Origin of the sequence: Rhizobacter sp. LjRoot28 (genome assembly GCF_964253025.1) — a bacterium.
GTDB lineage: Bacteria > Pseudomonadota > Gammaproteobacteria > Burkholderiales > Burkholderiaceae_C > Rhizobacter.
This window is the reverse complement of record NZ_CAXUQC020000001.1, coordinates 3,425,859-3,449,835: the sequence shown is the minus strand read 5'-3', so window position 1 is coordinate 3,449,835 and position 23,977 is coordinate 3,425,859. Positions and strand designations below refer to the sequence as shown.

Annotated in this window: 20 protein-coding genes; 18 read left to right on the top strand and 2 right to left on the bottom strand. The window is 64.5% G+C overall.

Annotation, left to right across the window (positions count from 1 at the left end; translation table 11 throughout):
- Positions 1-7: 7 nt before the first annotated feature.
- Positions 8-1,276 carry a diaminopimelate decarboxylase gene (gene lysA, locus ACSQ2F_RS15755; RefSeq protein ID WP_436026843.1) on the bottom strand — a complete coding sequence of 423 codons (1,269 nt, stop codon included), beginning with the start codon at positions 1,274-1,276 and terminating at the stop codon, positions 8-10.
- A gap of 303 nt (positions 1,277-1,579) precedes the next feature.
- Here lysA and cyaY point away from each other — a divergent pair, with 303 nt between their 5' ends.
- Positions 1,580-1,939 (top strand): iron donor protein CyaY, encoded by a 360-nt coding sequence (gene cyaY, locus ACSQ2F_RS15750; RefSeq protein ID WP_436024454.1) that lies wholly within the window; start codon positions 1,580-1,582, stop codon positions 1,937-1,939.
- Positions 1,940-2,033: 94 nt separating this feature from the next.
- Here the strand turns inward: cyaY and ACSQ2F_RS15745 are convergent, their stop codons facing one another.
- Entirely contained in the window at positions 2,034-4,412 is a 2,379-nt protein-coding gene (locus tag ACSQ2F_RS15745; RefSeq protein WP_436024452.1) for a penicillin-binding protein 1A, read from the bottom strand.
- A 330-nt stretch (positions 4,413-4,742) separates the two neighbouring features.
- Between ACSQ2F_RS15745 and ACSQ2F_RS15740 the strand changes: the two genes are divergently transcribed.
- The 17 genes from ACSQ2F_RS15740 (at position 4,743) to ACSQ2F_RS15660 (ending at position 23,950) form a co-directional block, all read left to right on the top strand.
- Entirely contained in the window at positions 4,743-5,780 is a 1,038-nt protein-coding gene (locus ACSQ2F_RS15740) for a pilus assembly protein PilM (protein WP_436024450.1), read from the top strand.
- Positions 5,777-6,400, top strand: coding sequence for a PilN domain-containing protein (locus ACSQ2F_RS15735; protein WP_436024448.1), 624 nt, complete (start codon positions 5,777-5,779; stop codon positions 6,398-6,400). The genes ACSQ2F_RS15740 and ACSQ2F_RS15735 overlap by 4 nt, the downstream gene beginning before the upstream one ends.
- A 13-nt stretch (positions 6,401-6,413) precedes the next feature.
- Positions 6,414-7,136, top strand: coding sequence for a type 4a pilus biogenesis protein PilO (locus tag ACSQ2F_RS15730; protein ID WP_436024446.1), 723 nt, complete (start codon positions 6,414-6,416; stop codon positions 7,134-7,136).
- The gene (locus ACSQ2F_RS15725) at positions 7,133-7,681 is read left to right on the top strand and encodes a pilus assembly protein PilP (RefSeq protein WP_436024444.1); all 549 of its coding nucleotides are present in this window, start codon (positions 7,133-7,135) and stop codon (positions 7,679-7,681) included. Before ACSQ2F_RS15730 ends, ACSQ2F_RS15725 begins: the two co-directional genes overlap by 4 nt.
- On the top strand, positions 7,678-9,858 hold the full coding sequence (gene pilQ / locus ACSQ2F_RS15720; RefSeq protein WP_436024442.1) for a type IV pilus secretin PilQ: 2,181 nt from the start codon (positions 7,678-7,680) through the stop codon (positions 9,856-9,858). The genes ACSQ2F_RS15725 and pilQ overlap by 4 nt, the downstream gene beginning before the upstream one ends.
- Positions 9,859-9,889: 31 nt before the next feature.
- Positions 9,890-10,300 carry a hypothetical protein gene (locus tag ACSQ2F_RS15715; protein WP_436024440.1) on the top strand — a complete coding sequence of 137 codons (411 nt, stop codon included), beginning with the start codon at positions 9,890-9,892 and terminating at the stop codon, positions 10,298-10,300.
- An 82-nt stretch (positions 10,301-10,382) separates the two neighbouring features.
- On the top strand, positions 10,383-10,937 hold the full coding sequence (locus tag ACSQ2F_RS15710; protein WP_436024438.1) for a shikimate kinase: 555 nt from the start codon (positions 10,383-10,385) through the stop codon (positions 10,935-10,937).
- A 55-nt stretch (positions 10,938-10,992) separates the two neighbouring features.
- The gene (aroB, locus tag ACSQ2F_RS15705) at positions 10,993-12,087 is read left to right on the top strand and encodes a 3-dehydroquinate synthase (RefSeq protein ID WP_436024436.1); all 1,095 of its coding nucleotides are present in this window, start codon (positions 10,993-10,995) and stop codon (positions 12,085-12,087) included.
- A gap of 20 nt (positions 12,088-12,107) precedes the next feature.
- Complete coding sequence (locus ACSQ2F_RS15700) at positions 12,108-13,250, top strand: deoxyguanosinetriphosphate triphosphohydrolase (RefSeq protein WP_436026841.1); 1,143 nt, start codon at positions 12,108-12,110, stop codon at positions 13,248-13,250.
- 6 nt (positions 13,251-13,256) lie between these two features.
- Positions 13,257-13,958 (top strand): transposase, encoded by a 702-nt coding sequence (locus tag ACSQ2F_RS15695; protein WP_436024434.1) that lies wholly within the window; start codon positions 13,257-13,259, stop codon positions 13,956-13,958.
- A gap of 118 nt (positions 13,959-14,076) precedes the next feature.
- On the top strand, positions 14,077-18,834 hold the full coding sequence (locus tag ACSQ2F_RS15690; RefSeq protein ID WP_436024432.1) for a glutamate synthase-related protein: 4,758 nt from the start codon (positions 14,077-14,079) through the stop codon (positions 18,832-18,834).
- 29 nt (positions 18,835-18,863) lie between these two features.
- Positions 18,864-20,342, top strand: coding sequence for a glutamate synthase subunit beta (locus ACSQ2F_RS15685; RefSeq protein WP_436024430.1), 1,479 nt, complete (start codon positions 18,864-18,866; stop codon positions 20,340-20,342).
- Positions 20,343-20,521: 179 nt separating this feature from the next.
- A complete protein-coding gene (locus ACSQ2F_RS15680; RefSeq protein ID WP_436024428.1) occupies positions 20,522-21,013 on the top strand; it encodes a type IV pilin protein in 492 nt (163 codons plus the stop codon).
- On the top strand, positions 21,004-21,645 hold the full coding sequence (locus ACSQ2F_RS15675) for a GspH/FimT family pseudopilin (protein ID WP_436024426.1): 642 nt from the start codon (positions 21,004-21,006) through the stop codon (positions 21,643-21,645). The genes ACSQ2F_RS15680 and ACSQ2F_RS15675 overlap by 10 nt, the downstream gene beginning before the upstream one ends.
- On the top strand, positions 21,642-22,112 hold the full coding sequence (gene pilV, locus ACSQ2F_RS15670) for a type IV pilus modification protein PilV (RefSeq protein WP_436024424.1): 471 nt from the start codon (positions 21,642-21,644) through the stop codon (positions 22,110-22,112). Before ACSQ2F_RS15675 ends, pilV begins: the two co-directional genes overlap by 4 nt.
- A 7-nt stretch (positions 22,113-22,119) precedes the next feature.
- A complete protein-coding gene (locus ACSQ2F_RS15665) occupies positions 22,120-23,241 on the top strand; it encodes a PilW family protein (protein WP_436024422.1) in 1,122 nt (373 codons plus the stop codon).
- Position 23,242: 1 nt separating this feature from the next.
- On the top strand, positions 23,243-23,950 hold the full coding sequence (locus tag ACSQ2F_RS15660) for a hypothetical protein (RefSeq protein WP_436024420.1): 708 nt from the start codon (positions 23,243-23,245) through the stop codon (positions 23,948-23,950).
- The last annotated feature ends 27 nt before the right edge of the window (positions 23,951-23,977 follow it).

Sequence of the window (23,977 nt, the reverse complement as noted above, 5' to 3'; positions counted from 1 at the left end):
GGCTCCGTCAGGTGATCAGGTGCTCGCCCTTGAACAGTGCGCTTGCGTCTTCGCGTTCACGAACCAGCCACGCCTGCTCACCCGAGACGAGGACTTCGGCCGCGCGACCGCGGCTGTTGTAGTTGCTGGCCATGCTCATGCCATAGGCGCCGGCGGACAGCACGGCCACATGGTCACCTGGCACAACCGCCAGATCGCGGTCCCGCCCGAGCCAGTCGCCGGATTCACACACAGGACCCACGACGTCGAGCCGCGTCGCCGGCATGTCCCGGCGGGCGCAGGGCACGATGCCCATGTACGCTTCGTACATCGCCGGGCGGGCCAGATCGTTCATGGCCGCATCGACGATGCAGAAGTTTTTCTGCTCACCCGGTTTGAGGTAGAGGACTTCAGTGACCAGGACGCCTGCGTTGCCGACCAGCGAACGCCCGGGCTCGAACACCACCTTGCGGTGGCCATGACCTCGACCGTCGATGCGCGCGAGCAGCTGGCGAACCAGCACCTCGGCCGAAGGCGGCACCTCGTCGGTGTAGGTGATGCCCAACCCACCGCCGAGGTCCAGGTGGTGGATCGGCACGCCTTGCGCCTCGACGGCCTCGACCAAGTCGAGCACCCGGTCGAGCGCGTCCAGGTAGGGCGTGGTGTCCGTGATCTGCGAACCGATGTGGCAGTCGATGCCCACCACCTCGAGGCCGGAAAGGCCGGCTGCGCGGCGATAGGTCGCCACGGCACGCTCGTGGGCGATCCCGAACTTGTTGCCCTTCAGCCCGGTGGAGATGTACGGGTGCGTTCCCGCATCGACATCCGGATTCACGCGCAGGCTCACCCGGGCGACGCGGCCGAGCTCGGTGGCCACCCCGGACAGCACTTCAAGTTCCGACTCACTCTCGACGTTGAAGCACAGCACACCCACCTCGAGCGCGTGGCGCATCTCCGCCCGGGTCTTCCCGATGCCGGAGAACACGACTTTCTCGGGTTTCCCTCCAGCCGCCAGTACGCGGTGCAATTCGCCCGAGGAGACGATGTCGAATCCACAGCCGGCCTGGGCAAAGACCTGCAGGACGGCGAGGTTCGAATTGGCCTTCACGGCATAGCACACCAGGTGGTCGCGACCGGAGAGTGCGCGCTGGTAAGCGGCAAGCGCGTCCAGCATGGCGGCCTTCGAGTAGACGTACAAGGGCGTGCCGAATTCGCTGGCCAATCCGTTCAGCGAGCGACCCTCTACAAAGAGCTGCGGGCCGCGATAGGCCAGGTGAGGTGAGCCGGGGAGCGTCATGATGATCAGTTCAGCGCGCAGGGGAGGCTGCATCGACCACCGGTGCAGGGGTGGCCGGTGCGGCGGGAATGGGTGCCGTTGCCGGCGAGTCGGTCGGTGACATCGCGGGTGGCGCGGCAGGGGAGGTGACAGGACGGGAGGGTGGGCGCTGCAACTGCTGGCCGGCCTTGAGCGACAGAGGCCCCTTCTGCCCACAACCGCTGACGGCGATGGCAAGAAGCAAAGGACCCACTCGAAGCATCGTCAGCAGGCGCGCCGCTACACTGGAATGCTGTTGCAACATCCCTCAATTCTACCGGCCCCATGACTGCTGACATCGTCCCCACACCGCTCACCGATGCCGAGTTCCATGCGCTTGCCGGTGAAGTGCTCGCCTCCGTCGAGGCGACGGTCGACCAATGGCTCCAGGATGACGTCGTCGACATCGATAGCCATCGCACCGGCGGACTGCTGGAGCTGTCGTTGCCCAACGGCAGTCATCTGGTCCTGAACACCCAGCCGCCGTTGCACGAACTGTGGCTCGCCGCCCGGTCGGGCGGCTACCACTACAAGCATGTGAACGGGCGCTGGCTGGACCGCAACGGGGAGGAACTGTTTGCGGCCCTGTCCCGGTGCGCGAGCGAGCAGTGCGGCCAGCCGTTGCAGTTTCCGACGACGTCGTGACGCAGCTTGGGCAGTGAAGGCCCACTGGTCGTCCGGTCGATTTCCTGCACGCAACCGGGCGCTGAGTGCCAGCGCGCCGGGCCTGACATGCGGCTCAGTTCTTGAACAGATCGAGGATGCCCTTCTTCTCTTCCTCGCTGGGCGCCACGGGCAACTTGTCGTCCAGGCCCAGGCTGCTGATGCCGGCACCATGGGTGTACTCCTCGTAGTACCACTCGCCCCCGAGATTGACCAGGCCTGACGGTGCGCTGGGCTCTTCGACCGGAACGCCCTTGAGGGTCGGGACCATGAAGTCGATCCACACGGGCAGGGCCAGCCCGCCGCCGGTTTCGCGGGCACCCAGCTTGCGCGGGGTGTCGTAACCGATCCACACGGCAGCGACCACGTTGCGCTGGTAGCCGACGAACCAGGCGTCCAGTGAATCGTTGGTGGTGCCGGTCTTCCCGTAGATGTCAGGGCGCTTGAGAGTGCCCTGGGCTCGTGCAGCGGTGCCCGAGCGTGTCACTTCCTGAAGCAGGCTCGTCATGACGAACGCATTGCGGGCGTCGATCGCACGATTGTTGTCGTCCAGGGCCTGCGAACGAGCCTCGGTCAGCAGCTTGCCCTTTGCGTCCGTGACCTTGCTGATGAGGAAGGGATCCAGGCGGTGGCCGCCGTTGGCAAACACGCCGTAGCCGGTTGCCATCTGCAACGGAGTGACGGACCCCGCACCCAGCGCCATGGTCAGGTAGGGCGGATGCTTGTCCGCATCGAATCCGAAGCGGGTGATCCAGTCCTGCGCAAAGGCCGGCTCGATCGACTGCAGGATGCGGATGGAAATCATGTTCTTCGACTTCGCCAGGCCACGCCGCATCGACATGGGACCGTCGAAGGTTCCGTCATAGTTCTTGGGTTCCCAGGGCTGGCTGCCCGTGGTGCCGGCGTTGAAGAACAGCGGTGCATCGTTGATCACCGTGGCCGGGGTGAAGCCCTTTTCCAGCGATGCGGAGTAGATGAACGGCTTGAAGCTGGAGCCGGGTTGCCGCCACGCCTGTGTCACGTGGTTGAACTTGTTCTTCGCGTAGTCAAAGCCGCCCACCATCGCCCGGATGGCGCCCGTGCGCGGGTCGAGCGCGACGAACGCTCCCTCGACTTCGGGAAGCTGTGTCACTGACCAGTCCCCCTTGGCGCCCTTCACCACCCGGATGACCGCGCCCGGCCGGATGCGGATCTTCGGGCCTGCCTTCTCCGACAGTCCGGACGCGACCGGCTTCAGGCCCTCGCCCGTGACGGTGACCGTTTCACCGTTCTGCAGCATGGCGACCACCTTGCGAGGAGAGACCTCGAGTGCGACGCCGGACCGCAGTTCGTCGTTGTCCGGGTGGTCGACCAGTGCCTCGGCGACGCGGGCGTCGAGGTCGCGCGCGTTGGCAGGCAGGTCGATGTAGGCCTCCGGGCCCCGGTAGAACTGGCGGCGCTCGTACTCCAGGATGCCCTTGCGCAGCGCGCGGTAGGCGATGTTCTGCTCGGCCGCGCGAATGGTGAGGTGGACGTTCAAGCCGCGGCTGTAGGCGTCTTCGCCGTACTGCGCGTAGAGCATCTGGCGGGCGGCCTCCGCAACGTACTCGGCATGGACTGCCACCTCGGAGGGCGCACGGTACGTGAGGCGCTGGCCGCGAGCCTCCTGATGCTGCTCAGGCGTGATGAAGCCGTTCTCCAGCATCCGATCGATGATGTACAGCTGGCGGATGGTTGCGCGACGCGGATTGTTGACCGGGTTGTAGTTGGAGGGCGCCTTCGGCAGGCCGGCCAGCATGGCGGCCTCGGCAATGGTCAGAGACTGCAGCGGCTTGCCAAAGTAGATCTCGCTGGCCGCCGCGAATCCGTAGGCGCGCTGCCCCAGGTAGATCTGGTTCATGTAGACCTCGAGGATCTGGTCCTTGGTCAGCTGCGTCTCGATCTTGAGTGCCAGCAGAACCTCGTAGATCTTGCGGGTGAACGTCTTCTCGGTGGAGAGGTAGAAGTTCCGCGCCACCTGCATGGTGATCGTGGAGGCACCCTGGCTGCGGGCATCGCCCAGATGGGCCAGGCCGGCGCGCAGTACACCCTTGTAGTCCACCCCGCTGTGCTCGTAGAACCGGGCGTCCTCGATGGCGAGCACCGCGTCCTTCATGATCTTGGGCACCTGGCCGATCGGCGTGAAGCTGCGGCGCTCTTCGCCGAACTCACCCAGCAGCACATCGTCGGCCGAGTAGATGCGCATCGGCAGCTTCGGCCGGTAGTCCACGAGGCCGCTGATCTGCGGCAGATGAGGATAGGCAACGGCGAGGGCGACGCCCGCCAGCAGGAGTACGGCGAATGTGCCGGCCGCCACGGTTCCGGCACACCAGAGGGCGACACGACCGGCCCAGCGGAGCCATCGGGGGCCGCCAGACACCTTCGGCCCGGGGGAAGAGGTTGCGTTGTTCTGCGTCGCGCGGGTGGATTCGCTCATGAAACTCCAACTAGGGTCGCCTTGATTATATGAACCGCCTCCGCGACGCTTGCCGCAAAGTGTGAACTGCTTAACGGGTCGTCAGCGGGCGGCTTCGGGACAACCCGGAAAGGCCGCTTGGCGGACCCTCATGTGACATTTTTTGACCGTTTTTTTAGTGTGCGTTTCGCCACGCAGATGAGATGCAAGAAAAGGAAATTTCTTTGTTGCACAAAGGGTTTACTGCTAGCATTGAAGTAACTTCTTAACAATCCAGCGCTTGTTTTTTGCGCCCTGGGAGATGCCTTCGTGAGCTTCCTAGACATCTTGTTAGGCCGCAAGCATCCGGCCATGATCGGGCTGGATATCAGCTCCTCCAGCGTCAAGCTGGTCGAGCTCGGCCAGACCGCTTCCGGCGACTACGTCCTGGAACGTTTCGCTGCCGAGAGCTTTGAAAAAGGCTGGATCACCGACGGTCAGATCGAAAAGTTCGACGAGGTCGCCGAGGCGGTCCGTCGCGTCGTTGCCAAGAGCGGCACCAAGACCAAGCAGGTCGTGCTGGCCATGCCCCAGTCGGCTGTGATCACCAAGAAGATCATGTTGCCGGCCGGCTTGCGCGAGCAGGAGCTCGAACTGCAGGTCGAGGCCGAAGCCAACCAGTACATCCCCTTCTCGCTCGACGAGGTGAGTCTCGACTTCTCCGTCATCGGCCCGAGCCCCACGTCCGTCGGTGATGTGGAGGTGCTCATCGCCGCCTCCCGCAAGGACCGCGTGCAGGACCGCCAGGGGCTTGCCGAAGCCGCGGGTCTGAAGCCGATGGTGCTCGACATCGAGTCCCACGCGTCCCGACTCGCCATGGGTCGTCTCATCGAGTCGCTGCCCAACGAAGGCAAGGATGCCCTCGTCGCCTTGTTCGAGATCGGTGCCGACACCACCAGCCTCAAGGTGCTGCGCGACGACGAGATGCTGTACGACCGCGACCAGGCCTTCGGGGGCTCGCAGCTCACGCAGCTGATCTCGCGGCAGTACGGCTTCTCCTTCGAAGAGGCCGAGCAGAAGAAGCTGTCGGCCGAGTTGCCTGAAGACTACGAGTCTTCCATCCTGGCCCCCTTCGTCGACAGCCTGTCGCAGGAGATCGGCCGGGCGCTCCAGTATTTCTTCACCAGCACGCCGCACCACAAGGTGCACTACGTGATGCTGGCAGGTGGCACGGCCACGCTGCCGGGTCTCAAGGACCGTGTGACGGAGCTGACCGGCTTCGCCTCGATGGTGGTGAATCCGTTCGAGAACATGAAGCTCGGTTCCGCTGTGCGTGAAAGCAAACTGCGTCGGGAGGCTCCCTCCTACCTGACTGCATGCGGCCTGGCCATGCGGAGGTTCCTGCAGTGATTCTGATCAACCTGCTCCCGCACCGGGAGGAAAAGCGCAAGCGGCGCAAGGCGGCCTTCTTCCTGGGCCTGGGCCTCGCGGCCGCGGTCGGCGTCGTAGTGGCGACCTTGTGGTACGTGGTCCTGCAACAGATGATCTCATCGCAACAAGAGAGGAACAGCTTCCTCGCGGCAGAGATTCGCAAGCTTGAAGCCGAAATCAAGGACGTCGCCACCCTTCGTGCCGAGATCGACGCGCTCAAGGCGCGGCAGCAAGCGGTCGAAGACCTCCAGACCGACCGCAACATTCCGGTCCACATGCTGAATGAGCTCGTCAAGCAGACGCCCGAGGGCATCTACTACACGGCTGTCAAGCAGGATGGTCAGGTGCTGACGCTCACTGGCGTGGCCCAAACGAATGAGCGTGTCTCCGAACTACTTCGCAATACCGGCAACAACTCCGAGTGGTTGACCCGTCCCGAGTTGGTCGAGATCAAGGTCGCGACGGTCCAAGGGGCCAGCCGCGAAGTTCGTCGCCTGTACGACTTCTCGATGCGCGTCAGCATCAAGCGTCCTCAGGCAGAGGCATCGGCCGCTGCGGCGTCGCAGCCGACGTCGGCGAAGCCGGCGCGGAAGCCTTGAACACGGGGTCCCCATGGCATCGCTAGCGAAATCTGCAAACATCGACCTGAACTCGGTCTTCGGGGCAGCCGCCTCCCAGTTCAAGGGTCTGAACCCCAACGAACCTGGCCAATGGCCGCTGCTGCCGCGCATTGCGGTTTGGGCCTTCGTCGCCGCCCTCATTGTGGGTCTTGCATGGTTTGCCGTGCTTTCAGGCGCCAACGACGAGCTCGAATCCGAGCGTGCCCGTGAGCCGGTCCTTAAGGCCGACTACCGGAGCAAGCTCACTCAGGCGGTCAACCTGGAAGAGTTGCGCAAGCAAAAGCTCCAGGTTGAGGAGTACGTCACGCAATTGGAGAAGCAGCTACCGGGCAAGGCTGAAATGGACGCGCTGCTTTCCGATATCAACCAAGCCGGCATCGGACGCGGACTCCAGTTCGAACTGTTCCGTCCGGGCCAAGTCCTGGTCAAGGACTATTACGCCGAGCTGCCCATTTCTGTGCGGGTCTCGGGCCGCTACCACGACATTGGCGCCTTCGCCGCCGATGTCTCCAACTTGTCCCGCATTGTGACGCTACACAACCTTACGATCACTGCGCCTAAGGATGCCAAGGATTCAACCGGTGTCCTGACGATGGAGACCACGGCCCGAACATACCGCTACCTCGACAGCGACGAGGTGATGCAGCAAAGGGCCGGCGACAAGAAGGCTGGTTCGAAGGCCAAGCAAGGCACCAAGCAAGGGGCCAAGAAATGAACTGGAATCCACTGGGTCACGGCGTTCGCATTGCGGCGGTCGTCTTCAGCGCCAGCGCCCTGGTCGCCTGTGGCGACGCCCAGGACGAGTTGCAGGGCTGGATGGACCAGCAGCGCCGCGAGGTTAAACCGAACGTGACGCCGTTGTCCCCGCCCAAGAAGTTTGACCCGCAGCCCTATCTGGTGGCCACCTCCGTGGAACCGTTCAGCAACCAGAAGCTGAGCGTGGCCCTCAAGCAGGAAGCGCGGCAGGTGAATTCACTGCTCGCCGGTGAAGTCAATCGCCGCAAGGAGCCGCTAGAGGCCTATCCGGTGGACAGCATGGTGATGGTGGGCAGCGTCACCAAGCAAGGTCGGCAGCACGCGCTGCTGCAGGTGAACAAGCTGCTGTACCAGGTCAAGGTTGGCGAGTACATCGGCCAGAACTACGGAAAGATCCAGTCGATCACTGAAACCGAAGTGACGTACCGGGAAGTCGTTCAGGACGCGGCAGGCGAATGGATCGAGCGCATCAGCTCCCTCCAACTTCAGGAGAAGGCGCGATGAAGAGCATGCAGGAGAATCAGATGGTGAGTCAGTGGCGGGTACGCGCAGCGGCCCTGGTGGTCCTTGTCGGGGCAACGTTCTCGGCCTGGGCCGAAAACGCAATCCAATCCGTCAATGCCACGTCGCAAGGCGGTTCGGAGATGGTTCGGATCGAACTTTCAGAACCGCTGGCCGCCGTGCCGGCCGGCTTCACCGTGCAGACGCCGCCGCGCATTGCACTCGATCTGCCCGGCGTGACGAACGCCATCGGCAAATCGTCCGTCGAGATCAACCAGGGCAATGTCCGGTCGATCAATGTGGCGCAGGGCGGCAGTCGGACGCGACTCGTCTTGAACCTGAAGCAGGCGGCGAACTATCGTGCGCAACTGCAAGGCAAGGTTCTCCTCGTGTTCGTCGATGCGCCGACCGCCCAGGGCGGTCCCGCTCCTGTGGCCACTGCTGCTGTGGCCGCCACTGAGCCCGTCCGATTTGCGGAGAATCAAAATCAGGCTCAGCTTCCGCTGAAGAACGTGGATTTCCGTCGTGGCGCGGACGGAGCCGGTCGCGTTGTCGTTGATTTGTCCAACAGCCAGGTGGGAGTGGACATTCGTCAACAGGGTCAAAATCTTGTTGTCGAATTCCTCCGCTCCAGTCTGCCCGAAAGCCTCCGTCGTCGCCTGGATGTGACCGACTTCGGCACGCCGGTGAACTCGGTCTCAACATTCCAGAGCGGCGATCGCGTCCGCATGGTGATCGAGCCGCGTGGTGCGTGGGAGCACAGCGCCTACCAGACCGACAACCAGTTCGTCGTTGAAGTGCGCGCGCAGAAGGTCGACCCGAACAAGCTCGTCCAAGGGCCGGGCTACTCTGGTGAGAAGCTGTCCCTCAACTTCCAGAACATCGAGGTGCGCGCACTGCTCCAGGTGATTGCTGACTTCACGAACTTCAACGTTGTGACGAGCGATACGGTGACGGGCAACGTCACCCTGCGTCTCAAGGACGTGCCGTGGGATCAAGCGCTTGACATCATCCTTCAAGCCAAAGGCCTGGGCCTTCGCAAGTCGGGCAACGTGATCTTGATCGCTCCGAAGGAAGAACTGGCGTCGAAGGAACGCGCGGAACTTGAATCCAAAGCGCAAGTTGCCCAGCTTGAGCCGTTGCGTACCCAGTCGTTCCAACTGAACTACACCAAGGCGGAAGACGTTGCCAAGGGGCTGTCGGGCCAGTCCGCTGGCGGCGGCGCCGGTGCCGCGACCCGCATCTTGTCAACTCGTGGCAGCGTGATCTCGGAGTCGCGCACCAATCAGCTCTTCGTGACCGACACGCCATCGAAGCTCGAAGAGATCCAGGGCATGATCGTCAAGATCGACATTCCGGTTCGTCAAGTGCTCATTGAGGCGCGGATTGTGGAGGCCGGCGATTCATTCGGCCGTCAGCTCGGCGTTCGGCTGGGAGCGAGCGACTTGCGCGGGGTGCGAGGCGGTGTGCCGGGATACAGCATTGGTGGCAACAATCGGGCGGCGATCGGTGGCGACCTGGAGTCGGTTGGGGCCAGCAACGGTCAAGTCGACATCAATGACATTGACTACAGCAATACCCAATTTGTGAACCTGCCCTCTGGTGGCTTCAACGACTACAGCGCGAGTAGCTTCGCCTTGTCCTTGTTCAGTGCCGCGGCCAACCGCTTCCTGAACCTGGAGCTTTCAGCGCTCGAGGCGGACGGCAAGGGGCGGATCGTGTCGAGCCCCCGCGTGATCACCGCTGACCAGGTGAAGGCTCTGATTGAGCAAGGCGAGGAGCTCCCATATCAAACGGCCACTTCCAGCGGCGCGACCGCCCTCATGTTCCGCAAGGCGAATCTCAAGCTCGAGGTGCTGCCGCAGATCACGCCCGAAGGCAATGTGATCCTGGATGTGGACGTCAACAAGGACAGCGTGGGTCGAACGACTGCTGCAGGGCTGGCGATCAACACTAAGCATGTGCGCACCCAAGTGTTGGTCGAGAACGGTGGGACGGTCGTCATTGGGGGCATCTTTACGCAGGACGAACGGGACGATGTGACGAAGGTTCCGTTCCTGGGAGACATTCCCTATCTCGGCAATCTGTTCAAGACCAAGCGGCGCGCCAACAACAAGACTGAACTGCTGATCTTCATTACCCCTAAGGTGATCAACGATCGTTCGGCGGCTGGTCGTTGACTCTCGGCATATACGACTTAAAGGTGAATTAATGAAAGTCAGTGATTTTTCCAAAGCGGCGCTTGCCTTGACGTGCGCAGTGATTTTGGCAGCCTGCGGCGGCGGCTCCGATGATGAGTCCGGATCTCTTTCGGACTTCTCGGTTGCCCCTGACAGCTCTACGCTGACGGCCGCCACCGGGACGCCTGAGGGAGTATGTCCGCCGACAAATAGCAGTGTCGAAATCTTCGTGTTCGGCGGCACCGCACCGTATCAGGTTGCGAACTCCTATCCTCAATATCTGGAGGTCAGCAAGACGGTAGTCGGTAAGGGAGAGAGCTTCACCGTTCGGTACCTTGGTGGATGTCTGAAGCCGGGCGTGATTACCGTAGTGGACAAGTTCCAGCGAACGGCGACGGTAGAGATTGGATACGAGCCGGCGAGTGCGACCGCCACGCCGTGAAGTGTGCTCGTCCCAACGGGGGCGTCATCAGTTCGGCGCCGGCCTGAGTATTGGAGTCCGGTAGAAAGCGGTGTCGGACGACATGAACATTGCTCTGGTCGGGCTGCCTGGTGGTGGCAAGTCCACCATAGGGCGGCAGCTTGCCCGGCGTCTGAAGCGCAAGCTCGTTGACTCGGATACGGTCATCGAGCAGCGCCTCGGCTGCTCCATTCGCGCGTTCTTCGAGCGAGAGGGCGAGGAAGCGTTTCGGGACATCGAGTCCCAGGTCATTGCAGATTGCTGTGCCGGCCACGGTGAGGTGCTGGCGACGGGCGGAGGCGCGGTGCTGCGGGAAGCCAATCGGCAAGCGCTTCGCGCGCGCTGCCACGTTGTCTACCTGCGGTCCACGCCCGAAGAGCTGTTTCGCCGCCTTCGCCATGACACCCAGCGGCCTTTGCTGCAGGTGCCGGACCCGCTCGGCCGCCTGCGAGAGCTGTTCGCGCAACGCGACCCGCTCTATCGCGATGTCGCCCATTTCGTTCTCGATACAGGCCGTCCATCCGTCAGCGCGATCGTGAACATGCTGGTCATGCAGCTCGAACTTTCGGGCGCGGTGCCGGGCTCACAGGCGCCGGGTGATCAGTCCCTGATCCCCTAGCGCAGCGCCAGCGGCGCACAGTGGGCCTCGCCTGGTGCACGCTAAACTAGCGCGCATGAACCCTCCCTCCTTGCAGACCGTTTCCATCGACCTGGGCGACCGCGGATACGACATCCGCATCGGCTCGGGTCTGCTCGATGGACCTGCCCAGTTCGAAGGGTTGCCGAAGGCCGCCACGGCCGCGATCGTCACGAACTCGGTAGTCGGTCCCCTCTACGCACAACGTTTGGCGGCGTGTCTGAAGGGTGTGTATCCGAGCATCCGCATCCTCGAACTTCCGGACGGTGAAGCCCACAAGGACTGGGCCTCACTCAACCTGATCTTCGACGACCTGTTGGGCGCCGGATGCGATCGCAAGACGGTGCTGTTCGCGCTGGGTGGCGGTGTTGTCGGCGACATCACCGGCTTCGCCGCGGCCAGCTACATGCGGGGCATTCCCTTCGTTCAGGTGCCGACAACGCTGCTCGCCCAGGTCGACTCGTCCGTCGGCGGCAAAACGGCCATCAACCACCCGCTCGGCAAGAACATGATCGGCGCGTTCTACCAGCCGCTGCGCGTGCTGGCCGATCTGGACACACTGGACACGCTGTCCGACCGCGAGCTCGCCGCCGGATTGGCCGAAGTCATCAAGTACGGCCCGATCGCCGATGACGCGTTCCTCGGGTGGATCGAAACCAACCTCGACGCGATCTGGGCCCGCGACAAGACGGCGCTTGCCTATGCGATCAAGCGCTCATGCGAGATCAAGGCCTGGGTCGTGAGCCAGGATGAGCGCGAGAACGGACTGCGCGCCATCCTTAACTTCGGCCACACCTTCGGCCACGCCATCGAGGCCGGCCTTGGGTACGGGGAGTGGTTGCATGGCGAGGGTGTGGGGTGCGGCATGGTCATGGCAGCCGACCTCTCTCGGCGGCTGGGCCTGATCGACCAGGCTTATGTTGACCGCCTGACCCGGTTGATCGTGCGCGCCCGCCTGCCAGTTCGAGGCCCGGCGCTCGGCGCCGACCGTTACCTCGAGCTGATGCGCGTCGACAAGAAGGCGGAGGGCGGTGAGATCCGCTTCGTGGTCATCGAGGCGCCGGGGCGCGCCGCGATGCGACCCGCACCGGACGCTGTCGTGCGTGAGGTGCTGGCCGCCCATGCCGGGTGAATCGGACCGATGCCACGCCGATGCTGAAGCCGTTCGCCTGCCATCCGGAGCAATCCCGGGGGCGCCGCCATCGGGAGCCGCCCGCACCGACGCGCAGTGACTTCCAGCGCGACCGCGACCGCATCGTTCACAGCACGGCCTTCAGGCGACTCGTCTACAAGACGCAGGTCTTCCTGAACCATGAAGGCGACCTGTTCCGCACGCGCCTGACCCATTCGCTCGAAGTGGCGCAGCTGGGTCGGTCCATTGCCCGTTCGCTCGGTCTCAACGAGGATCTGGTCGAAGGCATTGCGCTCGCGCACGACCTGGGCCACACGCCGTTCGGACATGCGGGGCAGGACGCCCTCAACGAATGTCTGTTGAACGCAGACCCGACCTCCGGCGGCTTCGAGCACAATCTGCAAAGCCTGAGGGTGGTCGACCGTCTGGAAGAACGGTACCCCGCCTTCGACGGCTTGAACCTGTGCTTCGAGATGCGCGAAGGCATCCTCAAGCATTGCTCGGCAGCGAATGCCAGGCGGCTCGTCGCCCGCGAACCTGGGGGCGTGGGTCAGCGGTTCCTTAACCGCACTCAACCCAGTCTCGAGGCCCAGCTGTGCAATCTCGCTGATGAGATCGCCTATAACGCCCATGATGTCGACGACGGCGTGCGCTCCGGCCTCATTCAGCTTGAACAGCTCGAGGACGTTCCGCTCTTCAAGCGGTTCTTGACGGAAGCGCTCGCCGAGCATCCGCGGTTGGGCGGCCGCCGCCTGCTGTTCGAGTCGATCCGCCGAATGCTGTCGGAGCAGGTGTACGACGTGCTGCGTTCCACCGAAGAGGCTCTGGCAACGGCCGCGCCGGGCAGTGCCGATGAAGCGAGGGCGGCGCCGCCCCTGCTTTGCTTCTCGGCGTCCATGGCGGAGGAGAGCACCTCCCTTAAGCGCTTCCTCCGCACCAACCTGTATCGACATCCGCAGGTGGTGGAAACCACCGACCGAGGCAAGGTCGTCATCCGCGAACTGTTCGATGCGTACCGCGGTGCGCCCGAGGAGTGGCTGCGGGGTGGCGCTCGTGCGGAAGGTGTCGGACTCCGCGAACTGGCGGACTACATCGCGGGCATGACCGATCGCTTCGCCTTGCGCGAACACGAACGCCTGACCGGCCGCCGCCTGTTCGACTGATCCGGCATGGCGCGCCTTCCACGCCTCAGCGTCGCGAACCTCCCGCACCTGATGGTTCAGCGCGGGCACAACCGCCAGGCCGTGTTCCTGGACGACGAGGACCGCTTGCTGTTTCGAACCCTGCTCGGCGAGGCCGCCCGATCCGAGGGTGTCTCGCTTCACGCCTACGCCTTGTATGACGAGGAAGTCCGCCTGCTGGCCACGCCTCCGAAGGCCGAGTCACTCGGCCGGATGATGCAAGTGCTCGGCCGCCGCTATGGCGCCGCGTTCAACAGGCGACATGGCCGCACCGGGGGATTGTGGGAGGGACGCTTCCGCGCAACGGTCGTCGAACCGTCAGCCCGGCTGCTCGATGCCATGAGCTTCGTGGAAAACGACGGCGGCTCGCACATCGGGGAGGCGGGCGGCGCGCCGACCGTATCGAGCCTCGGACATCACCTCGGACGGCGTCACGACCCCATGGTGGCGGATCACCCCGTTTACTGGGCGTTGGGCAATACGCCCTTCGACCGGGAGGCTGCCTACCGCTCGCGACTCCAGGCAGGAATGGCAGAGCGGACGCGCTCGGAACTGAGCAACGCCGTGCTGAAAGGCTGGCCCGTCGGAAGCGAAGGGTTCCTGGCATCGTTGGCGCAGCTGACGGACAGGCGGCTCGCGCCGCTGAAACGCGGTCGGCCCCGAAAGGCTGAAATGACTGTCCCCAATTAAGGGTGGAAAACCAGACGGTGACCTAGAATCAGTGCCTGACCCTAATTGTTTGCGTTGTGACGGCAGGGGTGTCTGAAGTATCCTCGGGGTATCCCCTCTTCACGACATGGAGTGCGCCATGAACCAGGCCATCCCAGGCTCTGCCGACGCCGCAGAGCGCCAAGCCGCCGCCGAACACGGTCTGTACAGCCCGACCCACGAGCACGACGCCTGCGGCGTCGGCTTTGTCGCGCACATCAAGGGGCAGAAGGCCCACAGCATCATCGAGCAGGGCCTGAAGATCCTGGAGAACCTGGACCACCGGGGCGCCGTGGGTGCCGATGCGCTGATGGGCGACGGCGCGGGCATCCTGATCCAGATTCCCGACGACTTCTACCGGGCCGAGATGGCCGCACAGGGCGTCACGCTGCCTCCGCCCGGCGAGTACGGCGTGGGCATGATCTTCCTGCCCAAGGAGCACGCCTCGCGCCTTGCCTGCGAGCAGGAACTCGAACGCGCCATCAAGGCGGAAGGCCAGCTGCTCCTGGGCTGGCGCGACGTGCCCGTCGATGCCGAGATGCCGATGTCGCCCACGGTGCGCGAGAAGGAGCCGATCATCCGCCAGGTCTTCATCGGCCGCGGCCCGGACGTGATCGTGCCGGATGCCCTGGAGCGCAAGCTCTACGTCATCCGCAAGACCGCCTCGAGCGCCATTCAGCGCCTGAAGCTCACCCACAGCCACGAGTACTACGTGCCCAGCATGAGCTGCCGCACGATCATCTACAAGGGTCTGCTGCTGGCGGACCAGGTGGGCAAGTACTACAAGGATTTGCAGGATCCCCGCGCCAGCTCGGCGCTGGCCCTCGTCCACCAGCGTTTTTCCACCAACACCTTCCCTGAGTGGCCGCTGGCTCACCCGTACCGGATGGTTGCGCACAACGGCGAGATCAACACCGTCAAGGGCAACTTCAACTGGATGCGGGCCCGCGAGGGCGTGATGAAGTCGCCGGTGCTGGGCGACGACCTGCAGAAGCTGTACCCGATCAGCTTCGAAGGCCAGTCCGACACGGCCACGTTCGACAACGCGCTCGAGCTGCTCACCATGAGCGGCTACTCGCTCGCCCACGCCGCGATGATGATGATTCCCGAGGCCTGGGAACAGCACGCCACGATGGACGACCGTCGTCGCGCGTTCTATGAATACCACGCCGCCATGCTGGAACCGTGGGACGGCCCGGCGTCGATGGTCTTCACCGACGGCCGGCAGATCGGCGCCACCCTCGACCGCAACGGCCTGCGTCCTTCGCGCTACATCGTCACCGACGACGACCTTGTCGTGATGGCCTCGGAGTCCGGCGTGCTGCCGATGATTCCCGAGAACAAGATCGTCAAGAAGTGGCGCCTGCAGCCGGGTCGGATGTTCCTGATCGACTTCGAGCAGGGCCGCATCATCGACGACGAGGAGCTGAAGAACCAGTTCGCCCTCGCCAAGCCCTACCGCCAGTGGATCGAGAACGTGCGCGTCCGCCTCGACTCGATCGACGCGACCGGCACCGCCAGCCAGTTCAGCGAGCCGCTGCTCGACCGCCAGCAGGCCTTCGGCTACACGCAGGAGGACATCAAGTTCCTGCTGAGCCCGATGGCGCAGGCCGGCGAGGAAGGCACCGGCTCCATGGGCAACGACTCGCCCCTGGCCGTGCTCTCCGACAAGAACAAGCCGCTCTACAACTATTTCAAGCAGTTGTTCGCCCAGGTCACCAACCCGCCGATCGACCCGATCCGCGAAGCCGTGGTGATGTCGCTCGTGTCCTTCATCGGCCCGAAGCCGAACCTGCTCGACATCAACGCGGTGAACCCGCCGATGCGGCTCGAGGTGTCGCAGCCGGTGCTCGACTTCGCCGACATGGGTCGCCTGCGCGAGATCGAAAAGTACACCTACGGCAAGTTCAAGAGCTACGAACTCAACATCACCTATCCCCTTGCCTGGGGTGACGAGGGTGTCGAGGCCAAGCTCGCCTCGCTGTGCGCCGAAACCGTCGACGCGATCAAGGGTGGCCACAACATCCTGATCATCAGCGACCGTCACATGGACCGTGACCACGTCGCGATCCCGGCGCTGCTCGCGCTCTCCGCCGTGCACCAGCATCTGGTGCGCGAGGGTCTGCGCACGACGGCAGGCCTCGTCGTCGAGACCGGCTCGGCCCGCGAAGTGCACCACTTCGCCGTGCTGGCGGGCTACGGCGCGGAAGCCGTGCACCCGTACCTCGCCATGGAGACGCTGGTCGCCATCCACAAGGACCTGCCGGGCGACCTGTCGGCCGACAAGGCGATCTACAACTACGTGAAGGCGATCGGCAAGGGTCTCTCGAAGATCATGTCCAAGATGGGCGTGTCGACCTACATGTCCTACTGCGGCGCGCAGCTCTTCGAGGCCATCGGCCTGGAGAAGGGCCTGATCGAGAAGTACTTCCGCGGCACGGCCAGCCAGGTCGGTGGCATCGACGTGTTCGACGTCGCCGAGGAAGCGCTGCGCATGCACAAGGCCGCCTTCGGCGACGACCCGGTGCTGGCCGGCATGCTGGACGCTGGCGGCGAGTACGCCTGGCGCGTGCGGGGCGAAGAGCACATGTGGACGCCCGATGCCATTGCCAAGCTGCAGCACAGCACCCGGTCGAACAAGTTCGACACCTACAAGGAATACGCCCAGATCATCAACGACCAGTCGCGCCGCCACCTGACGCTGCGTGGTCTGTTCGAGTTCAAGCTCGACCCGAGCAAGGCCATTCCGCTGGACGAGGTCGAGTCGGCCGCCGAGATCGTCAAGCGCTTTGCGACCGGCGCCATGTCGCTCGGCTCCATCAGCACCGAAGCGCACGCAACGCTCGCCGTGGCGATGAACCGCATCGGTGGCAAGTCGAACACGGGCGAGGGCGGCGAAGACGCCACCCGTTACCGCAACGAGCTGAAGGGCATCCCGATCGTCCAGGGCGCCAAGATGAGCGACCTGATGCCGGGTGGCGACGTCCAGGTCGACTACGAACTCAATGCGGGCGACTCGCTGCGCTCCAAGATCAAGCAGGTCGCTTCCGGCCGGTTCGGCGTCACCGCCGAGTACCTGTCCTCGGCCGACCAGATCCAGATCAAGATGGCCCAGGGCGCGAAGCCGGGTGAGGGCGGCCAGCTGCCCGGTGGCAAGGTCTCCGAGTACATCGGCAAGCTGCGCTACTCCGTTCCGGGCGTCGGCCTCATCTCCCCCCCGCCGCACCACGACATCTACTCCATCGAGGACCTGGCGCAGCTCATCCACGACCTGAAGAACGCCAACAAGCGGGCCGACATCAGCGTCAAGCTCGTGTCCGAAGTGGGCGTGGGCACGATCGCCACTGGCGTGGCGAAGGCCAAGGCCGACCACATCGTGATCGCCGGCCATGACGGCGGCACGGGCGCCTCACCCTGGTCGAGCATCAAGCACGCTGGCACCCCGTGGGAACTGGGCCTGGCCGAGACGCAGCAGACCCTGGTGCTGAACCGCTTGCGCGGCCGCATCCGCCTGCAGGCCGACGGCCAGATGAAGACCGGCCGCGACGTCGTCATCGGCGCGTTGCTCGGCGCCGACGAGTTCGGCTTCGCCACCGCGCCGCTGGTGGTCGAGGGCTGCATCATGATGCGCAAGTGCCACCTGAACACCTGCCCGGTGGGCGTGGCCACGCAGGATCCGGTGCTGCGCCAGAAGTTCCAGGGCCGCCCGGAGCACGTCGTCAACTACTTCTTCTTCGTGGCTGAGGAAGCGCGCCAGATCATGGCCCAGCTGGGCATCCGCAAGTTCGACGAGCTGGTCGGCCGCGCGGACCTGCTCGACACCCGCAAGGGCATCGCGCACTGGAAGGCCAAGGGCCTCGACTTCAGCCGCATCTTCCATCAGCCGAGCGCGCCGGCAGAAGTGGCTCGCCGCCATGTCGACGTGCAGGACCACGGCCTCGACCGCGCACTCGACGTCAAGCTGATCGAGAAGTGCCTGCCTGCGCTCGAGCGTGGCGAGAAGGTGCAGTTCATCGCCGAGACGCGCAACGTCAACCGCACGGTCGGCGCCATGCTGTCGGGCGAGCTGGTGCGCCGTCATCCCGAGGGCCTGCCGGACCACACCATCTTCATGCAGCTCGAAGGCACGGGCGGGCAGAGCTTCGGCGCCTTCCTGGCCAAGGGCATCACCCTGTACCTGATCGGTGACGCCAACGACTACACCGGCAAGGGCTTGTCGGGCGGGCGCGTGATCGTGCGCCCGAGCATCGACTTCCGCGGTGACGCAGCACGCAACATCATCGTCGGCAACACCGTGCTGTACGGCGCCACGAGCGGTGAGGCTTTCTTCCGCGGCGTGGCAGGCGAGCGCTTCGCCGTTCGCCTGTCGGGTGCGACGGCTGTCGTCGAGGGCACGGGCGATCACGGTTGCGAATACATGACGGGCGGTACGGTCGCCGTGCTCGGCAAGACCGGACGCAACTTCGCCGCCGGCATGAGCGGTGGCGTGGCCTACGTGTTCGACGAGGATGGCCAGTTCGCCAGCCGCTGCAACACCGCGATGGTGTCGCTCGAGAAGGTGCCCACCACCAAGGAGCAAGAGGCCACCGGTGAAGCGTCCACCTGGCACCTCGGGCAGTCCGACGAGGCCACGCTCCGGAAGCTCCTGGAAGACCACCACCGCTGGACGGGCAGCCTTCGTGCGCGCGAGATCCTCGACACCTGGGGCGAGTCGCGCGGCAAGTTCGTCAAGGTCTTCCCGAACGAGTACAAGCGCGCCCTTGGCGAGATGCACGCGGCCCGCCAGGCCGGTGAAACCATCGCCAAAGCCAAAGCATCCGACAAGCCGGCCGGCGGCAAGAGCCGCGCCAAGGCCTGAACCGCATACGCCAGGAGTCAGCAAGCATCATGGGAAAAGTCACCGGCTTCATGGAGTACGGCCGTCTTGAGGAGGGCTATGCCCCGGTTCAGGAACGCGTCAAGAACTACAAGGAATTCGTCATCGGCCTGAAGTCCGATGAAGCGAAGGTCCAGGGCGCACGTTGCATGGACTGCGGCACGCCGTTCTGCAACAACGGCTGCCCCGTCAACAACATCATTCCGGACTTCAACGACCTCGTTTACCGCGACGACTGGAAGAACGCGATCGAGGTGCTCCACTCGACCAACAACTTCCCCGAGTTCACCGGCCGCATCTGCCCCGCGCCCTGCGAGGCTGCCTGCACGCTGAACGTGAACGACGACCCGGTCGGCATCAAGAGCATCGAGCACGCGATCATCGACCGCGCCTGGGCCGAAGGCTGGGTAAAGCCCCGTCCGGCGAAGGTCAAGACGGGCAAGACGGTCGCGATCGTCGGGTCCGGCCCCGCCGGGCTTGCCGCCGCTCAACAGCTGGCCCGTGCCGGCCACGACGTCACGGTCTTCGAGAAGAACGATCGCGTCGGCGGCCTGCTGCGCTACGGCATTCCGGACTTCAAGATGGAGAAGTCCCACATCGACCGCCGCGTCGAGCAGATGAAGGCCGAAGGCGTGACGTTCCGCACCGGCGTCATGGTGGGCTCCCTGCCGGCCGGCAGCAAGGTCACGAACTGGGCCACCGAAACGGTCTCGCCCGACGACCTGAAGGCCAAGTTCGATGCCGTGCTGTTGGCAGGCGGCGCCGAGCAGCCGCGTGATCTGCCCGTGCCGGGGCGCGACCTCGAAGGCGTGTACTTCGCGATGGAGTTCCTGCCCCAGCAGAACAAGGTCAACGCGGGCGACAAGCTCAAGGCGCAACTGCGCGCCGAAGGCAAGCACGTGATCGTGATCGGCGGCGGCGACACCGGAAGCGACTGTGTGGGCACCAGCAACCGCCAAGGCGCGGCCAGCGTGGTCCAGTTCGAGCTGACCCCGATGCCGCCCGAGCAGGAGAACAAGGCGCTCGTGTGGCCTTACTGGCCGCTCAAGCTGCGCACCAGCTCGAGCCACGAGGAAGGCTGTCAGCGTGAGTTCGCGATCGCCACCAAGGAGTTCATCGGCGGGGAGGGCAAGGAGAAGGGCAAGCTCAAGGCCTTGAAGACCGTGCGCGTCGAGTGGCAAGGCGGCAAGATGACCGAAGTGCCCGGTTCCGAGCAGGTGATGCCGGCCGACCTGGTGTTCCTTGCCATGGGCTTCGTGAGCCCGGTGGCTTCCGTGCTCGAGGCCTTCGGCGTCGACAAGGATGCCCGCGGCAATGCCCGCGCCAGCACCGACTTCACTGGCGGCTACGCCACCAGCGTCGACAAGGTGTTCGCCGCCGGTGACGTCCGCTACGGACAGTCGCTCGTCGTGCGCGCGATCCGCGAGGGCCGCCAGGCCGCCCGCTCGGTGGACGAGTTCCTGATGGGTTCGAGCGACCTGCCGCGCTGACCGGCGCTCCCCCTGGCGGTGTTGCACCGCCCATGAAACGGCCGCTCAATGCGGCCGTTTTTCATGGTTTGCCGGCTTTTCCGGCGTTTCGGCGCCCGGACGGACGGTAGTCTCGATGAGATGAGCGGCCACACGCCGCCCGCCCGCTTCGCCAAAATCCACCCGAAGGAAATCCTCCCATGAATCCCATGAACCGACTGTCCCATCGCGCCGCCCGCGGCTTCACGCTGATCGAGGTCATGATCGTGGTCGGCATCATCGCGATCCTGGCCGCCGTGGCCATTCCGTCGTATGGCGAGTACACCCGCCGGGGCCGACTGCCTGAGGCGTTCAGCCAGATGTCGGACTACCGCATCAAGATGGAGCAGTTCTTCCAGGACAACCGGAACTACGGCAACGCCAAGTGCGGCATACCTGCGGCTGGCGATCCGCCGAAGTGGTCGGATTTCTCGATCGAAGGCAGCAAGGAGTCGAACAAGTTTGAGTACGAGTGCGAGCTCCTCGATGATGGGGCCGGCTTCAGGATCACCGCCTCAGGCAAGAAAAGGTCCCCCACCGATGGCCACGTCTACACCATCGATGACGACAACAACCGCACCACCACCAAGTTCAAGGGCCAGACCGTTGCCAAGGACTGCTGGCTTACCCGGGATGAGTCGACATGCAACTGATCGCCCCCGCCGTGCCGTCGCGCGATCAGGGCTTCACACTGGTCGAGCTGATGGTCACCATCGCGCTGCTCAGCGTACTGCTGATGGCCGTGCTTCCCGACATCGGCAGCTGGCAGCGCAACTTGCAGGTTCGCAACATCGCGAGCTCCATCCAGGGAGGACTCGACAAGGCTCGCGAAGAAGCTGTGCGCCGCAACCGAGTCGTCCGTTTTTCTCTTGTCACAGTGGACGACCCGGCCAGCCTCGACGACAGCTGCTCCCTGTCCGGTGCTGGCAGCTCCTGGGTTGTGAGCTTCCTTGACCCCGCGGGCAAGTGTGGAGCAGCAGTTTCCACCACCGACGATCCTATGATCCTCGCCAAGACGGCCGCTGGCCAGGGCGGCACCAAGACGGTGGTCACGGCCGTCGACGACGACGGTGCCGAGGCCCACACGATCGGTTTCAACCAGTTCGGTCGCCTCGTCCCCGTGGAAGGCGGCATCGCGCGGATCGAAGTCACCTCGACCGAGCCGGACGAGGAAACCCGCCCGCTCCAGATTCGCATCACCCCCGAGGGCAGTGCGCGGATGTGCGACCCCAAGGTGAACGACACCAAGGACCCGAGAAAATGCCCAGCGGACGACGCCAAATGAAGCCGATTCTGCGCGCTCACCGACGGCGTTCGGCCTCTGTCGCCCAGTCCCGCGGCGCTCGCGGCGTGGTCCTCATCGAGGCCCTCGTCGGCATCATGATCTTTTCCATCGGGGTGCTCGGGCTCGTCGGCCTGCAGGCTGCGATGGTGAAAGCCCAGACCGAAGCCAACTACCGCGCCGAAGCGGCCCAGCTCGCCCAGGACCTGGTCGGCCGGATGTGGGTCGATACCGAGAACCTCGCCGCCTACCACGACGCGGACGCCTGCAAGTCCCTGGACCCTTGCAGCCAATGGCTCGACCGCGTGGCCGAGCGCCTGCCCGGCGCCGTGTCGCCCGAGGTCAAGCTGGTGGACGGCGGCCGCACGGAGATCGTCCTGGCGTGGATCACGCCCGGTGAGCCCGAGAAGGACGGGCGCCATGCGTTTCGCACCGTGACTGCGGTGTCTGGCCAACCGCCGAAAGACTGACGTGAAGATGCTCAAACGCCTTTATCCCGCCGCGGGGCCATCGCCTCGCGCATCGCGCGGCGTCACCCTGATCGAGCTTCTGGTGGGCATGACCATCGGTCTTCTGTCGGTCGTGATCATCACGCAGGTGATGGCCGTCTCCGAGGAGCAGAAGCGAACCACCACCAGCGGCTCCGATGCTCAGGTCAATGGAGCGCTTGCCCTGTCGACGCTCCAGCGCGAAATCCGCATGTCCGGCTATGGCCTGACCGGTGCAGCGTTCGCGACGGGCTGCCAGATCAAGGGACGCTTCAACGGTGCGGCACTGGCCAATGAGGCCGCCTGGATGCTCGCCCCGCTGCAGATCATCGATGGTGGCGACGACGGCGCGCCCGATGCCATCCGCGTGATGCGCAGCAACGCTCGCGACTTCGCGCTGCCGCTGCTGCTCGCGGAAGACCATGGCAAGGCTGACACCTCCTTCGTGATGCGCAACGTCGTTTCGACCGCGGCTCGTGCCGGTGACCTGCTCATCGCCGTGCCGTCCGACATCGCGAAGAACAATAACCCGGCGGTGAACTGGTGCAGCATCTTCGCGGCCAACCCGGCTCCCGCGGGGCGGGAGCTCAGCCACCTATCCGGCGACGGCGGTGCCTGGAACAGCGCACCCGATCAGGCCCCGTTCCCGGACGCGGGCTACAAGGCCGGTAGCGTGATCGTCAACGCCGGCAGCCTGGTCAACGACCTGTACAGCATCGTCAACAACGAACTCACCCGCACTTCGTTCGTCTCCGCCAGCAACACCTGGACCGACCCCCAGCCGATGTTCAGCCAGATCGTCGACCTGCAGGCGGTGTACGGCAAGGGTGCGAACGGCGTGGTCACCACCTGGGACCGGGTGCAACCCACGAACGCAGCGGAATGGCAGTCGGTGCTGGCCGTGCGCATCGCCGTGGTTTCACGCAGCGCCCAGCGGGAGAAGGAACCCATCGCGGCAGCCGCGCCGGCCTGGACCTTCAACGGCGAGGACCCCATGACCTTCGCTTGGGCAACGGACGAACCCGAGGCCGAATGGAGGCACTACCGCTACAAGGTCTACGAGACCGTGGTGCCCCTGCGTAACGTGCTCTGGCAATCGAAGCTGAACTGACATGCCGACCATCCAATCATTTCACGCCTTCCGCGTTCGTTCATCGATGCGCCGCGCCGTGCGCGGCGTGTCGATGCTGTTCGCCCTCATGACCCTGGTAGCCCTGTCGCTAGCGGCGGTGGCGCTGGTTCGTTCGGTCGACACCGGCGCCTTGATCCTCGGCAACATGGGCTTCAAAGAAGACACCGTGATGGCGAGCGACGAGGCGATGCGCCTGGCAATGGGCTACCTGGAGAAGGGGCAGGCGGACGGTCTCCTCGAGAAGTCGGTCGAGGCCGACGGCTACTACGTCGATTCATTCCCGCTGCTCGACATCACCGGCAACGGCACCGATGCCAAGCGCACGCAAATCGACTGGAAGCTCGACGGCTGCAAGGATGCCGACCCAGCACCCGCCAAGTGCGTCAAGCCGATCGCCACCGCGCTGACGATTCCCAACGGCTTGTCGGCCCGTTACCTCGTCATGAAGATGTGCACGATGGATGGCGGCACGGCCGACTGCCTCGGCCCCACCTCGCAGAAGTCGGAAGACACCTCTGAAAGCGGCGAACTGAACTACAAGGAACCGATGTACGCCAAGTCCATGGGCATGGCGGTGTACTACCGAATCATCGTCCGGACCGACGGCGCACGCGACGCCGTCACCTACACCGAAGCCATCGTGCACAACTACGACGGCGAAGAGACGCCGGCGGCGCCCGCCAGCTGAGCCCCGCTTGCTAGAACTGAGGACACC

Bases quoted from the DNA above. Each gene is read 5' to 3' on its own strand.
- ACSQ2F_RS15660 (WP_436024420.1), top strand. From the start codon at position 23,243: ATGCCGACCATCCAATCATTTCACGCCTTCCGCGTTCGTTCATCGATG.
- ACSQ2F_RS15685 (WP_436024430.1), top strand. From the start codon at position 18,864: ATGGGAAAAGTCACCGGCTTCATGGAGTACGGCCGTCTTGAGGAGGGC.
- pilQ (WP_436024442.1), top strand. From the start codon at position 7,678: ATGAAGAGCATGCAGGAGAATCAGATGGTGAGTCAGTGGCGGGTACGC.
- ACSQ2F_RS15675 (WP_436024426.1), top strand. From the start codon at position 21,004: ATGCAACTGATCGCCCCCGCCGTGCCGTCGCGCGATCAGGGCTTCACA.
- ACSQ2F_RS15740 (WP_436024450.1), top strand. From the start codon at position 4,743: ATGATCGGGCTGGATATCAGCTCCTCCAGCGTCAAGCTGGTCGAGCTC.
- ACSQ2F_RS15730 (WP_436024446.1), top strand. From the start codon at position 6,414: ATGGCATCGCTAGCGAAATCTGCAAACATCGACCTGAACTCGGTCTTC.
- lysA (WP_436026843.1), bottom strand. From the start codon at position 1,276: ATGACGCTCCCCGGCTCACCTCACCTGGCCTATCGCGGCCCGCAGCTC.
- ACSQ2F_RS15715 (WP_436024440.1), top strand. From the start codon at position 9,890: ATGAAAGTCAGTGATTTTTCCAAAGCGGCGCTTGCCTTGACGTGCGCA.
- aroB (WP_436024436.1), top strand. From the start codon at position 10,993: ATGAACCCTCCCTCCTTGCAGACCGTTTCCATCGACCTGGGCGACCGC.
- ACSQ2F_RS15690 (WP_436024432.1), top strand. From the start codon at position 14,077: ATGAACCAGGCCATCCCAGGCTCTGCCGACGCCGCAGAGCGCCAAGCC.
- cyaY (WP_436024454.1), top strand. From the start codon at position 1,580: ATGACTGCTGACATCGTCCCCACACCGCTCACCGATGCCGAGTTCCAT.
- ACSQ2F_RS15710 (WP_436024438.1), top strand. From the start codon at position 10,383: ATGAACATTGCTCTGGTCGGGCTGCCTGGTGGTGGCAAGTCCACCATA.
- pilV (WP_436024424.1), top strand. From the start codon at position 21,642: ATGAAGCCGATTCTGCGCGCTCACCGACGGCGTTCGGCCTCTGTCGCC.
- ACSQ2F_RS15700 (WP_436026841.1), top strand. From the start codon at position 12,108: ATGCTGAAGCCGTTCGCCTGCCATCCGGAGCAATCCCGGGGGCGCCGC.
- ACSQ2F_RS15695 (WP_436024434.1), top strand. From the start codon at position 13,257: ATGGCGCGCCTTCCACGCCTCAGCGTCGCGAACCTCCCGCACCTGATG.
- ACSQ2F_RS15745 (WP_436024452.1), bottom strand. From the start codon at position 4,412: ATGAGCGAATCCACCCGCGCGACGCAGAACAACGCAACCTCTTCCCCC.
- ACSQ2F_RS15665 (WP_436024422.1), top strand. From the start codon at position 22,120: ATGCTCAAACGCCTTTATCCCGCCGCGGGGCCATCGCCTCGCGCATCG.
- ACSQ2F_RS15725 (WP_436024444.1), top strand. From the start codon at position 7,133: ATGAACTGGAATCCACTGGGTCACGGCGTTCGCATTGCGGCGGTCGTC.
- ACSQ2F_RS15680 (WP_436024428.1), top strand. From the start codon at position 20,522: ATGAATCCCATGAACCGACTGTCCCATCGCGCCGCCCGCGGCTTCACG.